Here is a 16,147-nt window from a genome sequence, read left to right as displayed (position 1 = left end):
CACCGGCTACTGGGCGGCGCTGTCCTCGCGAATGGTGTTGATGATGCCTGAGAAGTCGCGCTGCGCACCCTCGCCCGCCGCGTACTCCGCGTAGCGGCGCTGCGCGAGCAGCCCCAGCTGCGCATCAACCCCGGTGAGTGCGATCATCTGCTCGGCAAGGCCAAGATCCTTCGCCATGAGCGCACCCGCGAAGCCCGGCTCGTAAGCGTTGTTCGCGGGGCTCGTGGGCACGGGGCCCGGCACCGGGCAGTTTGTCGTGAGTGCCCAGCACTGCCCCGAGGCGTTGCTGGCGACGTCAAAGAGCGCCTGGTGGGAGAGGCCGAGGCGCTCGCCGAGCACGAATGCCTCGGCGACGGCAATTTGGGTGACCCCCAGGATCATGTTGTTGCACACCTTTGCTGCCTGCCCAAGCCCTGCGCCACCGCAGTGCACAATCCGGCCGCCCATTGCTTCGAGCGCGTGCAGCGCAGCGTCGAAGTCTGTTGCCTCGCCGCCGACCATGAACGCGAGGGTGCCATTCTCGGCGCCGACGACGCCTCCCGAAACCGGGGCATCAAGCGCACGATGCCCAGCTGCCACCGCGAGCTGCGCTGCGCTGCGCGCCTCATCGACGGCGATTGTCGAGCAGTCAAGGAAGAGGGTGCCAGGCGCTGCCGCCGCTAACAACCCTGAGCCGTCGGCTCCCTCGTAGAGGGCGAGCACGTGCTTGCCAGCCGGCAGCATCGTGATTACGATCTCAGCCTCGGCCGCCGCCGCTGCCGCGGAGGCCGCTATCGGCACCCCCGCCGCACGCGCAGCCTCGCACAGCTCAGGCACGAGGTCGAAGCCTCGCACCGTGAAGCCGGCGCGCGCAAGATTCACCGCCATAGGGCGCCCCATGTGTCCGAGGCCAATGAACGCGATCGTGGTCATGCTCTACTCCTTCGTTTGGTGCGGCAGTTCTGGGTGTTAGCGTTCGCGCTTGGCACCCTGCAGCAGGTCACGCCCGACGATCGTGCGCATGATCTCATTGGTTCCCTCGAGAATCTGGTGCACACGGAGGTCTCGGACCACGCGCTCAAGCCCATACTCATGGAGGTAGCCGTAGCCGCCGTGAAGCTGCAGGGCCTGATTCGCGGCGGTAAACGCAGCGTCCGTGGCGAATCGCTTCGCGAGCGCACACGCAACCGCAGTGTCCGGTGCTCCGGCGTCCATTTTTGCCGCTGCCCGTTCGAGCAGCGCACGCGCGGCCTGCAGCTCAGTCTCGATATCGGCGAGCGTAAACACGATCGACTGGTTCGCGGCGAGCGGCGCGCCAAACGCGTGCCGCTCCTGCACATAGGCGGTCGCTCGCTCCATGGCCCACTGCGCCCCGCCCAGCGAGCACGCGCCCATATTCACGCGTCCACCGTTCAGGCCGTGCATCGCGATGCGGAAACCCTGGCCCTCCTCGCTGAGGAGATTCCCGACGGGCACGCGAACATCCTCGAAAACGACCTGGCGCGTCGGCTGTGCGTTCCAGCCCATCTTGTGCTCATTCGGGCCGAAGCTCAGCCCAGGAGTGTCTTTCTCGACCACCACGGCGCTAATGCCGCCGGCGCCTGCTGCACCCGTGCGCACCATCACGATGTACACGGCAGCCGCACCCGCACCCGAGATGAACTGCTTGGTTCCGTTGATCACATACTCGTCGCCGTCGCGGCGGGCGCTCGTGGTGATCGCCGCCGCGTCAGATCCGGCACCGGGCTCAGTGAGACAGTAGGCTCCCAGATCCCGCATCGCGGTCATCTCTGGCAGCCAACGCGCCCGCTGCTCATCGCTGCCATAGGTGTCGATCATCCACGCCGTCATGTTGTGGATCGAGATGTACGCGGCGATTGCCGTGTCACCCTTGGCGAGCTCCTCGAAGATCGCGACAGCGTCGAGCCGCGACAGCCCTGACCCGTATTCTTCTCCGACGTAGATCCCGCCCAAGCCCAATTCGCCGGCCGCAGCGAGGGTCTCGACGGGGAATATCCTCCCCGCATCGCGCTCTGCGGCAAAGGGTGCGAGCTCTGACGCCGCAAAGTCTCGGACGATCGCGACGAGTTCGCCGCGCTCCTGGCTAGCTGTATCGTTCATGCGTGCTACTCCATCGTCGGGATAACGAAGCTCGCTCCCTCTTTCGTGCCTGATGGCCAACGGCTCGTGACCGTCTTGGTCTTCGTGTAGAAGCGGAACGCATCTGGCCCGTGCTGGTTCAGGTCGCCAAAGCCCGAGCGCTTCCAGCCACCGAAGGTGTGGTACGCGATGGGAACGGGGATCGGCACGTTCACGCCGACCATGCCCACGTTGACCCGGGCCGTGAAATCGCGCGCGGTGTCGCCGTCGCGGGTGAAGATCGCGACGCCGTTGCCGTACTCGTGATCGCTCGCGAGCGCGAGCGCCTCCTCGTAGGTGTCCGCTCGGGTCATGACGAGTACCGGGCCGAAAATCTCCTCGAGATAGATCTGCATGCTGGGGGTGACGTGGTCAAACAGCGTCGGCCCCAAGAAGAAACCGTTCTCGTAGCCAGGCACGACGTGGCCGCGCCCATCCGCGAGCAACGTGGCCCCCTCGTCGATTCCGACCTGAATGAAGTGTTCGACCCGAGCCTTCGCCTCGGCAGAGACGAGCGGGCCGTAGTCAGCGGTCTCGTCGAGCGCCGGCCCGATCCGGAGCTCCTTCACGCGTTCGGTGAGTTTCTCGGCGAGTGCGTCAGCGGTTTCCTTACCAACGGGAACCGCGACCGAGATCGCCATGCAGCGCTCGCCCGCTGAGCCGTAACCGGCTCCGATCAGCGCGTCGGCAACCTGGTCAAGGTCAGCGTCGGGCATGACGATCATGTGGTTCTTCGCGCCGCCGAAGCACTGGGCACGCTTGCCCTGCATCGCGGCGGTCTCGTAGATGTACTGGGCGATAGGCGTGGATCCGACAAACCCGATCGCGCGCACGCGGTCGTCGTGCAACAGCGCGTCGACCGCTTCCTTGTCACCATTGACCACGTTGAACACCCCTGGCGGCAGCCCCGCCTCGAGCAGGAGCTCAGCGATGCGCAGCGGCACCGAGGGGTCGCGCTCAGATGGCTTGAGAATGAAGGAGTTGCCTGCTGCAAGCGCGGGGCCCGCCTTCCACAGCGGAATCATCGCTGGGAAATTAAACGGTGTGATGCCCGCGACGACACCGAGCGGCTGCCGCATCGAATACACATCGACGCCGGTGCCAACGCCCGTGGAATAGTCGCCCTTCAGCAGGTGCGGCCCGCCGACGGCGAACTCGATGACCTCGACGCCTCGCTGGATGTCCCCGATTGCGTCGGGAACCGTCTTGCCGTGCTCCCGCGACAGCATCTTCGCAAGCTCGGGGGTGTCACGTGCGATGAGATCGAGGAACCGGAGCAGTACGCGCGCGCGACGCTGAGGATTGAGCGCCGCCCACTCGAGTTGCGCGGCAGCGGCGTTGTCGATCGCCGCAGTAACCTCAGCGGTGCTCGCGAGCGGCACGCGCGCCTGGACCAGACCAACGCTCGGGTCGTAGACATCGCCGAATCGGCCGGAGGTGCCGGCAACGTGCGCCCCACCGATGAAGTGGGTGAGCAGACGCGGCTCGCCTGGATCCTGTGGGTGTAGGACAGCAGTCATATTGGGCACTCCTTCGGGCCTGCGTAAGTGAAACGCGAGGGGCCGAATGGGGTCCTCCGCGAATGCCTTGAGCCTAAACGAACGATCGTTCAAACACAACCACTGCCCCTCCGACAGTAGGGAGCGTGTGCAGTATTGGCCACTGCCAAGTTTGCTGAGGATCTGCAATGCTAGAGCCACCATCGATCTCGCACTGGCGCGCTTGAGTTCTCGCGCATCAGCTGCACACGTCCGCGAGGAGCCACACAGCCGTGAACACCACCGAGAGAATCGCCATCGTTGCCGGAGCACGCACCCCCATTGGGAGCTTCGGCAAGGCATTTCGCGACACCGAAGCCCACGAGCTCGGCGCCATCGCTGTACGCGAGGCGCTAACGCGCGCCGGCATCGGCGCCGAAGAGGTCGGCGAGGTCGTGATGGGCAACATCGGACAGATCGGCGCGGATGCCTACAACGCGAGGCGGGTCGCCCTCGGCGCGGGCCTCCACACCCGCGTGCCGGCCTTCACCGTGAACCGGTTGTGCGGCTCAGGCCTTCAGGCGATCTGGTCAGGCGCACAGCAGCTGCTGTGGGGCGGCGTTGACGTCGTTGTTGCCGGCGGCGACGAGAACATGACGAGGCTCCCCTTCTACGACTACAACGCGCGCTTTAACGACCGCCTGGGCGACCGCAAGCTCGTTGACGGCACCCTTCAAATGCTCAGCGACCCGTTTACTGGGCAGCACATGGGAACGACGGCCGAGAACGTCGCAGAGCGGTACGGGGTGAGCCGCGAAGAGCAGGATGCCTTCGCCGTCGAAAGCCAGCGACGCGCAGCGTTGCCCGAGTCGCAGGCCGTATTTGCCGAGGAGATCGTGCCGGTCACCACCTCCGGCCGAAAGCCTGTCACCGTATCGGTCGATGAGCACCCCAAGCCCGACACGACCGCGGAAGTACTCGCGGGGCTTCGCCCAGCCTTCCGGGAGGGTGGGTCTGTGACGGCTGGCAACGCCTCCGGCATCAACGACGGCGCCGCCGCCGTAGTGCTCATGCGCGAATCCGACGTACGTGAGCGCGGTCTGACTGCGCTTGCGACGATCGAAGCGGTCACGACCGCCGGCATCGAGCCCGAGATCATGGGCTACGCGCCCACGCTTGCGCTCGCGAAGCTGTTCGAGCAGACCGGTCTCACCCCCGCCGATATCGGCCACACCGAAATGAACGAGGCCTTCGCCTCGCAGGCGATCGCTGTGATCCGCGATTCGGGCCTCGACCCGGCACGCACCAACCCCTACGGCGGCGCCATCGCGCTCGGGCACCCGGTCGGGGCAACGGGAGCGATTCTTACGCTTCGAACCGCGATGGATCTGCAGCGCCGCGGCCACGACCACGCCATCGTGTCGATGTGCATCGGCGGCGGCCAAGCACTCGCCGCGCTGCTGCGTCGCTGGGAGGCGTAGCGGGCCCGTTCGGGGCACTCTGTGGGCGCTGAGTGCCCTGAGGGCGCTGACTGCCGTGAGTGCCGTGAGTGCCGTGAGTGCCCCAGCATTGGTGCCGCGCCTGCACCCTATGGCCCCCGTTTAATCTATTCCGACCTGTTTTCGGCCCTCGCAAGGGTCGGAATGAATGAATAGGGTCAGTGAGGGTGCCCGGGGTGGCTCCCCCGCAAGGCACCATGCCGCAAGGCACCAGGCCGCAAGGCACCAGGCCGCAAGGCACCAGGCCGCAAGGCACCAGGCCGCAAGGCACCAGGCCGCGTGAAGCAGAAAAGCCCCGCTCATCGCGGGGCTTTTCTGTATTTTGTTGTGGATCCTGGGAGAATCGAACTCCCGACATCCTGCTTGCAAAGCAGGCACTCTACCAACTGAGTTAAGGACCCGTTATGGCTTTCAGTCTATCGCCTTTGGCGATTTTCATGAAATCCAGTGGGGCTACCAGGACTTGAACCTGGGACCTCTTCATTATCAGTGAAGCGCTCTAACCACCTGAGCTATAGCCCCTTGACCAAGAAATAACATTACCGGTTCCGATGAAGAATACGAAATCGAAATGCCAGTTTCTAGCCTAATTGCTCGAAAAACCTAGCTGGAAGCCTCCGAGCACCCGCACAAGCAGGTTGTAAATGAGCGAAGCAATTGCCCCGAGCGCAGTTCCAACGATGGTGTTGAGCACGCCAACAACGACCGAGAAGAACGCGACCTGCGGGAAGCCGATGTAGTTCATCAGGCTGGCCTCGTCGCCGACGATGTCCATGAAGAGCGCATCGATTCGCCCGAATACGCCGGTTGTCTGCAGTACGACGTAGACGAGAATCGACGTAACGATCCCAATAATCGCAAGACAGATCGACACCAGGAAGGAGAACTTCACTGCCGACCAGAAGTCAACGTATACGAGCTTCAGGCGAACCTGTTTCGCCGGAGCTTTCTTCCGGGTCTTCTTCGCGAGCCTATCTGCGACTGTGTTACTCATTCACGTCTTCCTTGTCTACGGAGTTCTCCGCGTCGGACTCCTCCGAGTCCCCATCGTCGATACCGCGTTCGGCGTTTCGGGCGATCCCAATAATACGATCCCCTTCTGGGAAGCGAGCGAACACCACTCCCATGGTGTTTCGTCCCTTCGCCGGCACCTCTGCGACACCGGATCGAACTACCTTACCGCTCGCAAGCACAACAAGAACCTCGTCGCCCTCGTCGACGATGAATCCGCCGGCGAGATCGCCACGGTTTTCATCGAGCTTGGCAACCTTGATGCCGTAGCCGCCGCGCTGCTGCACGCGGTACTCATTCACCGCAGTGCGCTTCGCGTAGCCGCCCTCAGTGACGACGAAGACATAGCCCTCATCGTCGCTCAAGCGTGACGCTGCGAGCAGGGCATCGCCCTCGCGGAAGTTCATGCCGCGCACGCCACTGGTGGATCGGCCCATCGGTCGAAGTGCCTGATCAGTGGCGGTAAATCGGATCGACATACCCTGCCTCGAAATGAGCAGGATGTCATCTTCGGCTCCGGCGATCAGTGCCTGTACAAGCTCGTCACCCTCGCGCAGCTTGATCGCGATGATGCCACCCGTACGGTTCGTGTCGTACTCGGTGAGCGGAGTCTTCTTTACGAGGCCGTCACGCGTAGCGAGCAGCAGATAACTCGCATCATCGTACTGCTTGATGTCGAGGATCTGTGTGACCTGCTCGTCCGGCGCGAGCGCGAGAAGGTTTGCGAGGTGCTGGCCCTTCGCATCGCGGCCGCCCTCGGCAACTTCGTAGGTTTTTGCCCGGTACACGCGCCCGGTGTTCGTGAAGAACAGCAGCCAGTGGTGTGTCGTAGTGACAAAGAAGTGCTCGACAATGTCATCGGCGCGCAGCTGAGCCCCGCGCACTCCCTTACCTCCGCGATGCTGTGAGCGGTAGTTGTCGATTCGCGTCCGCTTGACGTAGCCGCCGCGGGTCACGGTGATGACCATTTCCTCTTCGGGAATGAGGTCTTCCATCGACATGTCGCCGTCGTAGCCGTGCATGATCGTGGTGCGACGATCGTCGCCGTAGCGGCCAACGACCTCGTCCAGCTCTTCGATAATGATGCCGCGCTGGAGTTCGGGCGATGCGAGGATCCCCTCGTACTCCTTGATCTGGGCTTCGAGCTTTGCTGCGAGATCCAGAATCTTCTGGCGCTCGAGCGCAGCGAGTCGTCGCAGCTGCATTGCGAGGATCGCGTCTGCCTGAATCTGGTCGACGTCGAGCAGGGTCATAAGACCCTCGCGAGCGTCCTCGACCGTTGAAGAACGCCTGATCAGGGCGATAACCTCGTCGAGCGCGTCGAGCGCCTTGAGGTAGCCACGCTGAATATGTGCCTCGGCTTCGGCCTTCTGCAGCCGGAACTGCGTGCGGCGCACAATGACCTCAACCTGGTGCTTCACCCAGTACGTGATGAAGCCGTCGATGGCGAGCGTGCGGGGCACACCGTCAACGATCGCAAGCATGTTGGCGCCGAAGTTTTCCTGCAGCTGTGTGTGCTTGTACAGGTTGTTCAGCACGACCTTCGGAATGGCGTCGCGCTTGAGCACAACGACAAGACGCTGGCCCGTGCGGCCACTCGTCTCATCGCGGATATCCGCAATCCCCTGGACTTTGCCGTCCTTCACCAGTTCGGCAATCTTCATCGCCAGGTTGTCGGGGTTCACCTGATAGGGCAACTCGGTGACGACGAGGCAGGTGCGTCCCTGAATCTCCTCGATCGTGACGACTGCGCGCATCTTGATCGATCCGCGACCTGTGCGGTACGCGTCACGAATGCCGCTCGTGCCGAGGATCTGGGCCCCTGTGGGGAAATCTGGGCCGGAAATACGCTCCATGAGCGCCTCAAACAGCTCTTCACGGCTCGCATCAGGGTTTTCGAGGTGCCATTTTGCACCAGCGGCAACCTCCCGGAGGTTGTGCGGCGGAATGTTCGTCGCCATACCTACGGCAATACCGACCGAGCCATTCACCAGGAGGTTCGGGAACCGCGCTGTAAGCACGGTCGGCTCCTGAGTTCGGCCGTCATAGTTGTCCTGGAAATCGACGGTGTCTTCGTCAATGTCGCGTACCATTTCCATGGCCAGCGGGGACATTTTCGTCTCGGTGTAACGGTGCGCAGCGGCGCCGTCGTTACCGGGGGAACCGAAGTTTCCCTGTCCAAGCGCGAGCGGGTACCGCAGTGACCATGGCTGCACGAGTCGCACGAGCGAGTCGTAGACCGCCGTGTCACCGTGCGGGTGGAACTGCCCCATCACGTCGCCGATCACACGGGTGCACTTCGAGAACGCCTTGTCCGGGCGGTATCCCCCGTCGTACATCGTGTAAATCACGCGCCGGTGCACGGGCTTCAGCCCGTCACGCACGTCGGGCAGCGCACGGCCCACGATCACACTCATGGCGTAATCGAGGTACGAACGCTGCATCTCAACGTTCAGCTCAACCTGGTCGATACGACCGTGGTTCGCAACCAAGCCCGAGTCGAAGTCGGTCTCTTCGTTTGCGTCTTCTGGGGTGTTGTTCTCAGATGTCAAGGAAGCGCACGTCCTTCGCGTTCTGCTGAATAAAGCTGCGGCGTGCCTCGACGTCTTCGCCCATCAGGGTGGAGAAAACCTCGTCGGCTACGGCCGCATCGTCCATGGTCACTTGCAACAGCGTGCGGGTGTCCGGGTTCATCGTCGTGTCCCACAATTCCTCGTGGTTCATCTCGCCCAGGCCCTTGTAGCGCTGTACACCGCTCTCCTTCTGGAGGCGGCGGCCCGCTGAGGCACCTGCCTGCAGCTGCTGATCTCGCTCAGCGTCGCTGTACACATACTCGTGCTCAGCGTTTGTCCACTTGATGCGGTAGAGCGGGGGCTGCGCGAGGTACACGTAGCCCAGATCGATAAGGGGTCGCATGTACCGGAAGAGCAGGGTGAGGAGCAGGGTAGTGATGTGCTGGCCGTCGACGTCGGCGTCGGCCATGAGCACGATCTTGTGGTACCGAACCTTCTCGGGATCGAAGTCTTCGCCAATGCCGGCGCCGAACGCCGTGATCATTGCCTGGACTTCAGCGTTGCCGAGAGCACGGTCGAGACGGGCCTTCTCCACGTTGAGGATCTTGCCTCTGAGCGGGAGAATTGCCTGCGTTTCAGGGTTTCTACCCGTCTTCGCCGAGCCGCCTGCCGAGTCGCCCTCCACGATGAAAATTTCTGAGACTACGGGATCTTTGCTCGTGCAGTCAGAGAGCTTTCCGGGCATGCCGCCCGACTCGAGCAACCCCTTGCGCCTGGCCGTCTCGCGCGCTTTGCGCGCCGCAAGCCTTGCGGTGGCTGCCTGAATGGACTTCCGGATAATGTCCTTGGCGGGCCCTGGGTTGCGCTCGAACCAATCCCCCAGCTGGTCGCCAACAACCTTCTGGACAAATGCCTTTGCCTCGGTGTTTCCGAGCTTCGTCTTGGTCTGACCCTCGAACTGCGGTTCGCCGAGCTTCACCGAGACGACAGCCGTCAGCCCCTCGCGCACGTCCTCGCCGGAGAGGTTGTCGTCCTTTTCGCGAATAATGTTCTTTTCACGGGCGTAGCGGTTGACGAGCGTCGTGAGTGCGGCCCGGAACCCCTCTTCGTGGGTGCCGCCCTCATGCGTGTTGATCGTGTTCGCGTAGGTGTGAACGCTTTCGGAGTACGACGTCGTCCACTGCATCGCGATTTCCGCCGAGATCTTTCGCTCAGTGTCCTCGAGTTCGAAGGAGATGATCTCTTCGTTGACGAGCTCCGCGCGCTTTGCCTTGTTCAGATACTCAACGTAGTCCTGAATGCCTCGCTCATACATGAACTCATCGCTCAGTGGCTTCGGCTGGACGAGCTCTCCGCTCTCGTTCTCGACGGGCTCCTGCGGGCGCTCGTCCGAGAGGGTGATCTTCAGGCCCTTATTCAGGAACGCCATCTGCTGAAAGCGCGTGCGCAGTGTGCCGTAATCGAAGTCGACGGTCTCGAAGATCTCGTCGCTCGGCCAGAACGTAATTGTCGTCCCGGTCTCGTCGGTGGGCTCCCCCTTCGCGAGCGGAGCATCAGGCACGGAGTTCGTGAACGACATGTTCCACGTGAAACCTTGGCGCTTCACCGAAACATCAAACTTGCTCGAGAGCGCGTTCACGACGGATGAGCCGACACCGTGGAGTCCACCAGACACGGCATATCCCCCGCCGCCGAACTTGCCGCCGGCGTGGAGGACGGTGAGCACGACTTCGACGGTCGAGCGCCCCTCAGTGGGGTGCATGTCTACCGGAATGCCACGCCCGTTATCGACAACACGGACGGCGCCGTCCTGCAGAATCGTAATGTTGATCGTGTCGCAGTGCCCCGCGAGGGCTTCATCGACTGAGTTGTCGACAATCTCGTACACCAGGTGGTGTAGACCGCGTGGACCTGTTGAGCCGATGTACATGCCGGGACGCTTGCGAACGGCGTCGAGCCCCTCAAGGACCTGGATCTCTCCGGCGCCGTATTCTTCCGCCGCAGTCTGTTCTAAAGTCATATTGTGATGCACACTCTCCCGGTTTACCGCGGGCCATTTTTAGCCTAGGCACACTTCTACACAAGTCTATCAAGAATCGGCCCGCAGAACGGCTTTTGCGGGCGCTGGCATGCGATTTTTTTGATGGATCGTCCCCAGATAAATACGAGATCACAGCCAGATTGGAATTCGGGCTACCCGTAGGTGTCGCGGGGGCCTCTTCCGCGCACAACGCGCGGGCCGTGACGCCAGCTCGGCGCCCCCGGAGCGCGAAATCGTAGATCACGAATCTCGGCATCTGGGTATTCAGTGAGGAGACGGGTGAGCATTTCGGCTCTGAGCCGACGCAGCTCGGTCGCCCAGGTCGTCGAATCACATTGAATCTCAAGGACGCCGTCACGGATACCAATGACCGTTGTGTGCTCGGCGGTCGCCTCGCCCACAAATACCGGCCAATCCTCAATGATTTTGGCCTGCTCGAGCTCGCTCGACCACCCCATGTCCGCAACAATCGAGTCGAGCACGGTGCCCAGGGCCCTCGGATCTCGCCCTCCCCCGAAGGGTTTGGACAGTCCCCCCGCCTCATCGTCTCGCCGGCGTTTGCGCCGTTGGATCTTTCCGCGCCATACCGTCTTCGCCCGGAGGTATGCTGCCGTCGCGAAACTATCGCCAGGTTCAGCCATCGTCGCCCCGCTGCGTCAACTCACCGGCAGCAACCTCGATACGGTTCCACGAAAGCCCCTCGGGCACGTCCCCCTCGACTGCGGCTGTCACGATGACCTGCTCAAACTCGCTGACAACCGCCATGAGCCGCTCACGCCTCCCCCGGTCGAGCTCCGCGAACACGTCATCGAGGATAATGACCGGATCCCCCGCGGGGGACTCCTCGCGGATTACCGTGGCAAGAGCAATCTTCAACGCCAGGGCGAAAGACCACGACTCTCCGTGACTTGCGTACCCACGCACGGGGAGGCGATTCAGCTCAAGCTCCAAGTCATCGCGATGCGGCCCCACGAGGGTCACCCCACGCTCGAGCTCCTTACCCCGCACCTGCAGCAGTGCATCACGGAACTGGTCAGTGAGTGTTTCACGTGAAACGATCGGCGCCCCGGGAGCGGATCCCCGGACTGTTTCACGTGAAACTTCCCGTTGGGCCTCGTGCACTGACTCATTGAGAGAAAGCCGTGGGCCGTGATCCTCCCCCACGAGCGCGGTATACGCCGCAGCAAGTGGCGCCTCGAGGTCACGCACAAGCTCCTGCCGCGCAAGCATGATCCTGACACCGTGCTCAATAAGCTGATCATCCCAGACCTCAAGTGTCGCGAGCACTGCAGCACTCCCCCGACCGGCGCTACGCGCGGACTTCAACAGAGAAGTTCGCTGGCGCACGACACGCTCGTAGTCCGCGATCACTCCGGAAGCTACGGGCAAGCGCGCAATCAGTGCGTCATCGAGAAACCGACGGCGTCCGGCAGGATCCCCACGAACAATGCTGAGGTCTTCAGGCGCAAACATCACCGAGGTGAACCACCGTGTGAGCTCGCGAGCGCGCACCTGGTTGCCGTTGACCTGAGACCTATTCGCTCCCACCCTGTTGAGCTGAGTTTCAAGCACAACATCACGCTCCCCCGCAGCAACTCGCATGCGGAGGATAGCAGCGGGCGAACCCGCGCGAATCATTGCTGAGTCTGCTGACACCCGGTGGGAACGCAGCGTCGCAAAGTAGGAAATTGCCTCAACGAGGTTCGTCTTCCCCTGGCCGTTTCGCCCGACTATGAGGTTGGCGCCGGCATGCAGTTCAAGCTCGGCCGCCTTGTAGTTACGGAAGTCGCCAAGCGAAAGGTGAGCGACCCGCATCGACTACCGCAGCAGCAGGTTGGGCTGCAGCAAGTAGCGGAAACTGGCGTCGTCTGCTTCGTCCTTGCTGCGCTGGCTCGTGATGAGAACGGGCCCGGGCTTTCCTGGGTTGTCCGTGCGCGTGAAGGCGATCCGGGCAAACTCAGAGTGTGTCGACCGAAGCCCGTCAAGCAGGAACTGTGGCTTCAGGGAAACCACCATCTCGTCACCGAGGAGGTGCACATCCACGCTCTCGACTGCCTGGGCAGACTCAGTGCCGGCAGCTTCAAGCATGACGGCGCCTTCAGCGAAGGAGAAGCGGAGCGCTGCTTCGCGCTCAAGCACGAGTCCTACTCGGCCAACGGCTTCAATGAGCTCTGCAGTGTTCACGACCGCGTAGTTATCTACGTTTTCGGGGAAGAGGCGTCCGACCGGAGGGTAATTTCCCTTGATCAGGAGCGACGTGACCGTCTTGTTTCCGCCAGTGAACGCGATGAGCTCCCGCTCGCCGTCCTTCACAATCGTGATGCGTACCTCGCCGTCGTGAGCGAAGGTCTTTCCAACCTCGGTCACGATCTTGGAGGGTACGAGCGCGCTAAGGTGCTCTCCGGCGCCACGATCTTCCCAGTCGATGCCGCGGGTTGCTACGCGGTAGCGGTCAGTGGCGGTGAGCGTGAGCGAATTCTCGCTCACTTCGAACTGGACACCGGTGATTACCGGGGTGACGTCATCCTTCGAAGCGGCGAGGGAGACCTGCGAAACTGCATCTGAGAAGTCCTGCGCAGGGACGGCGCCAGAGATCGCGTCGACGACGGGAACCTGTGGGTACTCCTCGACTGGCATTGCCGGCAAGCTGAACGAAGCACTGCCGCAGCGCACCTCGACACGGCTCTCGAGCAACGACACCTGCACGTCTGAGTGCGGCAGGCGCTGAGCAATTTCGCCGAGCAGTCTTCCAGAGACCAGAGCACGGCCGGCATCGCTGACTTCTGCGACAACGCCGGTGCGGGCCGAAACTTCGTAGTCAAACGAAGAAATTGTGAGTTCGGAATCTTCAGCGTGAAGCAGCACACCGCTGAGCAGTGGTTGTGTCGGGCGCTGAGGAAGCAACTTCACCGCAAACGACACAGCGTCGCTGAACACGTCCCGGTTAACGGTGAATCGCATGTCTCATCCCTTCATTGACGCTTGTGGCGTCAGCTCCACAATCTTTGCACACCTTGGGGTTTGGTGAAACCGGGGCGCGGAGCGGAGCGTGATTGAGTGGCTTACAAGAATTAAGAAAACTTGTAATAGTAATAAGCCCTGTGGAAACTGTGGATAACTCGCAACATTCCATACGGCGTATGAAAACTACACCGGTGTGACTTGTTTGCAAGCGGTGGATAGCTGTAGATCGGCATGATGACGGGGATCTGTCAATTTCACCTGATTCCACAGGGTGCCCCCTCCTCGTCCACATATTTTGGAAGTTATCCCCAGTTATCCACAGACGCCTGTGGGCTGTGGATGATTATCGGCCGTGTTGCCTTACTCTCGTGGTGAGTTCACTGACCTGGTTGTACACCGAACGGCGCTCCGTGATGAGCTGCGCGATCTTCTTGTGCGCGTACATGACGGTCGTGTGATCGCGCCCACCGAAGAGCTGGCCGATCTTTGGGAGCGACAGCTGGGTGAGTTCGCGGCAGAGGTACATCGCGATCTGTCGGGCAAGGGCGATCTGCTGTGCGCGCGAGGGGCCGTAGAGCTCGTCGATCGACAGATCGAAGTACTCAGCGGTTCGGTTGATGATGTCCGTTGGCTGCACCTCATTGTCACTGTCGATCGAAATGAGGTCTTTAAGCACCGTCTTGACGAGCGGCATATCAATTCGCTGACGGTTGAGGTTTGCGTAGGCGGTCACGCGAATGAGGGTGCCCTCAAGCTCGCGGATATTCGATGAGAACTTTGAGGCAATGAACTCGAGAATTGCGTCGTCGACGTCAAGGTGTTCGCGCTGCGCCTTCTTTCGGAGGATCGCGATACGCGTCTCAAGGTCAGGCGCCTGGATATCCGTCAGCAGCCCCCACTCGAATCGGGAGGTGATGCGCTCCTCAAAGCCGCGAAGCTGCTTCGGCTGCACATCACTGGTGATGACGACCTGCTTGTTGTGGCTGTGCAGCGTGTTGAAGGTGTGGAAGAAGGCTTCCTGTGTCTCTGCCTTGCCCTCAAGGAACTGAATATCGTCAACCAGCAGCACATCGACGTTGCGGTAACGATCTTGAAACTGTGCGCCCTGGTTGTTCGCAATCGAGTTGATGAAGTCGTTGGTGAAGTCTTCAGAGCTCACGTACCGTACCCGAATCTCGGGAAACAGCTCACGCGAATAGTGCCCGATGGCGTGCAACAGGTGCGTCTTGCCGAGCCCGGAATCGCCGTAGATAAACAGCGGATTATAGGACTGAGCAGGAGATTCAGACACAGCGAGAGCCGCAGCGTGCGCGAGCCTGTTGGACTGGCCGATGACGAAGGAGTCGAAATCGTACTTCTCGTTAAGATGCGGATCCTCAAAGGGAGCGGCCGCCGCGTGTCGGCTGCGCGGCTCCTGGATCGGCCGCTCGGGGCGGGACACCGAGGGGATCGAGAAATCGTGGCGTTCCGAGGCTTCTGGCTCTGGGGCCGGCACCGCATCCTCATCGACGATCACCACGAAGTTATTGATGCTCTCGGCGGTCGTTATGCCCGCGAGCGCGGCCATGATCGGTGGGCGCAGGCGCCCGTCAAGCAGCTTTAGGGTGAAATCTGTTTGCACAGCGAGATACAGGGTGCCCGCTGCGACGCCGCGTGGGGTCGCGAGCAGTAACTGCGCCCCATAGACGGGCCCAACGGAGAGATCAGCGTTCACATGGCGCTTAATCTCTTCCCAGAGTTCGTTCAGTTCTTCGTCAGACATCTACTTCTTCTTGTGCGTCACGATTGTCATTCGGGCGAGGTTATCCACAGCTAAGTGTAACCATTGGCGCGGATTCTCTGCGCTTACACGCACATTATCCACAGGCAAGAAGGTCGTCATAAGCAACTCTGGGAAGTCCGGCTTTGACTGGTGACAAATATCGGCGTAAAGTAAGTACCTTGTATGGGCAGCAGCTCCTTTCTCGCTTGCCCAAAAGCCGACTTTCCCGGGGCATGACTCTGGGGATTCACACCATAAAGTCACGGAGTCTGAACTATGAGCAAGCGTACCTTCCAGCCCAATAACCGCCGTCGCGCGAAGGTCCACGGTTTCCGTGCCCGCATGCGCACCCGCGCAGGCCGCGCCATCATCACGGCTCGCCGTGGCAAGGGCCGCACCAAGCTTTCCGCTTAGTTTCTGGCCAGCGAGTCATCATGCCGGCAAGGCATCATCGTGTGACTCGTGGCGAGGACTATCGCCGAGTTGTGAGAACCGGGAACCGCGTAGGTGGTGCAATGTGCATTACCTACGCGGTTCGTCGTTCCAGCGATGATCCTCGTCAGGAGGCACCTCGTTTCGGGTACATCATCTCGAAGGCAGTCGGCAACGCAGTAACGAGAAACCTCGTGCGGCGCCGAATGAAGAGCATCTCAGATGAGTTCATCCGCGACGGAGTGACCGGCGTGGATGTCGTATTTCGTGCGCTGCCAAGAGCCGCGGAGGCTTCTTTCGCGGAGCTCCGCAGAGAAATGCTGCGGGCA

General features: G+C 61.7%; 13 protein-coding genes and 2 tRNA genes. 3 read left to right on the top strand and 12 right to left on the bottom strand.

The annotated features are described in order from the left end of the window. Nucleotides 1-6: 6 nt before the first annotated feature. The 3 genes from mmsB to ACI1US_RS10205 are packed head-to-tail and all read right to left on the bottom strand — an operon-like array spanning nucleotide 7 to nucleotide 3,638. Nucleotides 7-912, bottom strand: coding sequence for a 3-hydroxyisobutyrate dehydrogenase (mmsB, locus tag ACI1US_RS10215; protein ID WP_461640180.1), 906 nt, complete (start codon nucleotides 910-912; stop codon nucleotides 7-9). Nucleotides 913-948: 36 nt separating this feature from the next. After that, nucleotides 949-2,100, bottom strand: a complete 1,152-nt coding sequence (locus ACI1US_RS10210) for an acyl-CoA dehydrogenase family protein (protein WP_461640178.1) — start codon at nucleotides 2,098-2,100, stop codon at nucleotides 949-951. A gap of 5 nt (nucleotides 2,101-2,105) precedes the next feature. Then, nucleotides 2,106-3,638, bottom strand: a complete 1,533-nt coding sequence (locus ACI1US_RS10205; RefSeq protein ID WP_461640176.1) for a CoA-acylating methylmalonate-semialdehyde dehydrogenase — start codon at nucleotides 3,636-3,638, stop codon at nucleotides 2,106-2,108. Between the two features lie 251 nt (nucleotides 3,639-3,889). On the opposite strand from ACI1US_RS10205, the gene ACI1US_RS10200 reads away from it, so the two are divergent. After that, nucleotides 3,890-5,077, top strand: a complete 1,188-nt coding sequence (locus tag ACI1US_RS10200) for a thiolase family protein (protein WP_461640174.1) — start codon at nucleotides 3,890-3,892, stop codon at nucleotides 5,075-5,077. Nucleotides 5,078-5,423: 346 nt separating this feature from the next. Here the strand turns inward: ACI1US_RS10200 and ACI1US_RS10195 are convergent. The 9 genes from ACI1US_RS10195 to dnaA form a co-directional block, all read right to left on the bottom strand. Further along, nucleotides 5,424-5,496, bottom strand: a tRNA-Ala gene (locus tag ACI1US_RS10195). Nucleotides 5,497-5,543: 47 nt separating this feature from the next. Then, nucleotides 5,544-5,617 (bottom strand) — tRNA-Ile (locus ACI1US_RS10190). A 64-nt stretch (nucleotides 5,618-5,681) separates the two neighbouring features. Then, nucleotides 5,682-6,089, bottom strand: a complete 408-nt coding sequence (locus ACI1US_RS10185) for a DUF3566 domain-containing protein (RefSeq protein WP_416549991.1) — start codon at nucleotides 6,087-6,089, stop codon at nucleotides 5,682-5,684. Next, entirely contained in the window at nucleotides 6,082-8,598 is a 2,517-nt protein-coding gene (gene gyrA / locus ACI1US_RS10180) for a DNA gyrase subunit A (protein WP_416549992.1), read from the bottom strand. The genes ACI1US_RS10185 and gyrA overlap by 8 nt, the downstream gene beginning before the upstream one ends. A 49-nt stretch (nucleotides 8,599-8,647) precedes the next feature. Next, a complete protein-coding gene (gyrB, locus tag ACI1US_RS10175) occupies nucleotides 8,648-10,639 on the bottom strand; it encodes a DNA topoisomerase (ATP-hydrolyzing) subunit B (protein ID WP_416549990.1) in 1,992 nt (663 codons plus the stop codon). Between the two features lie 173 nt (nucleotides 10,640-10,812). Further along, a complete protein-coding gene (locus ACI1US_RS10170) occupies nucleotides 10,813-11,142 on the bottom strand; it encodes a DciA family protein (protein WP_461640171.1) in 330 nt (109 codons plus the stop codon). 151 nt (nucleotides 11,143-11,293) lie between these two features. Then, entirely contained in the window at nucleotides 11,294-12,475 is a 1,182-nt protein-coding gene (gene recF, locus ACI1US_RS10165; protein ID WP_461640169.1) for a DNA replication/repair protein RecF, read from the bottom strand. 3 nt (nucleotides 12,476-12,478) lie between these two features. After that, nucleotides 12,479-13,621 (bottom strand): DNA polymerase III subunit beta, encoded by a 1,143-nt coding sequence (gene dnaN, locus ACI1US_RS10160; protein WP_461640167.1) that lies wholly within the window; start codon nucleotides 13,619-13,621, stop codon nucleotides 12,479-12,481. Nucleotides 13,622-13,967: 346 nt separating this feature from the next. Continuing rightward, nucleotides 13,968-15,386, bottom strand: a complete 1,419-nt coding sequence (gene dnaA / locus ACI1US_RS10155) for a chromosomal replication initiator protein DnaA (RefSeq protein WP_461640165.1) — start codon at nucleotides 15,384-15,386, stop codon at nucleotides 13,968-13,970. Nucleotides 15,387-15,662: 276 nt separating this feature from the next. Here dnaA and rpmH point away from each other — a divergent pair, with 276 nt between their 5' ends. Further along, entirely contained in the window at nucleotides 15,663-15,800 is a 138-nt protein-coding gene (rpmH, locus tag ACI1US_RS10150; RefSeq protein WP_416549988.1) for a 50S ribosomal protein L34, read from the top strand. Nucleotides 15,801-15,820: 20 nt separating this feature from the next. Beyond that, a partial coding sequence (gene rnpA / locus ACI1US_RS10145; protein ID WP_461640163.1) for a ribonuclease P protein component occupies nucleotides 15,821-16,147 on the top strand: 327 nt, incomplete at its 3' end.

It is taken from the genome of Leucobacter sp. BZR 635 (genome assembly GCF_048061935.2).
Classification (GTDB): Bacteria; Actinomycetota; Actinomycetes; order Actinomycetales; family Microbacteriaceae; genus Leucobacter.
This window is presented reverse-complemented; position numbering and strand designations above follow the sequence as displayed.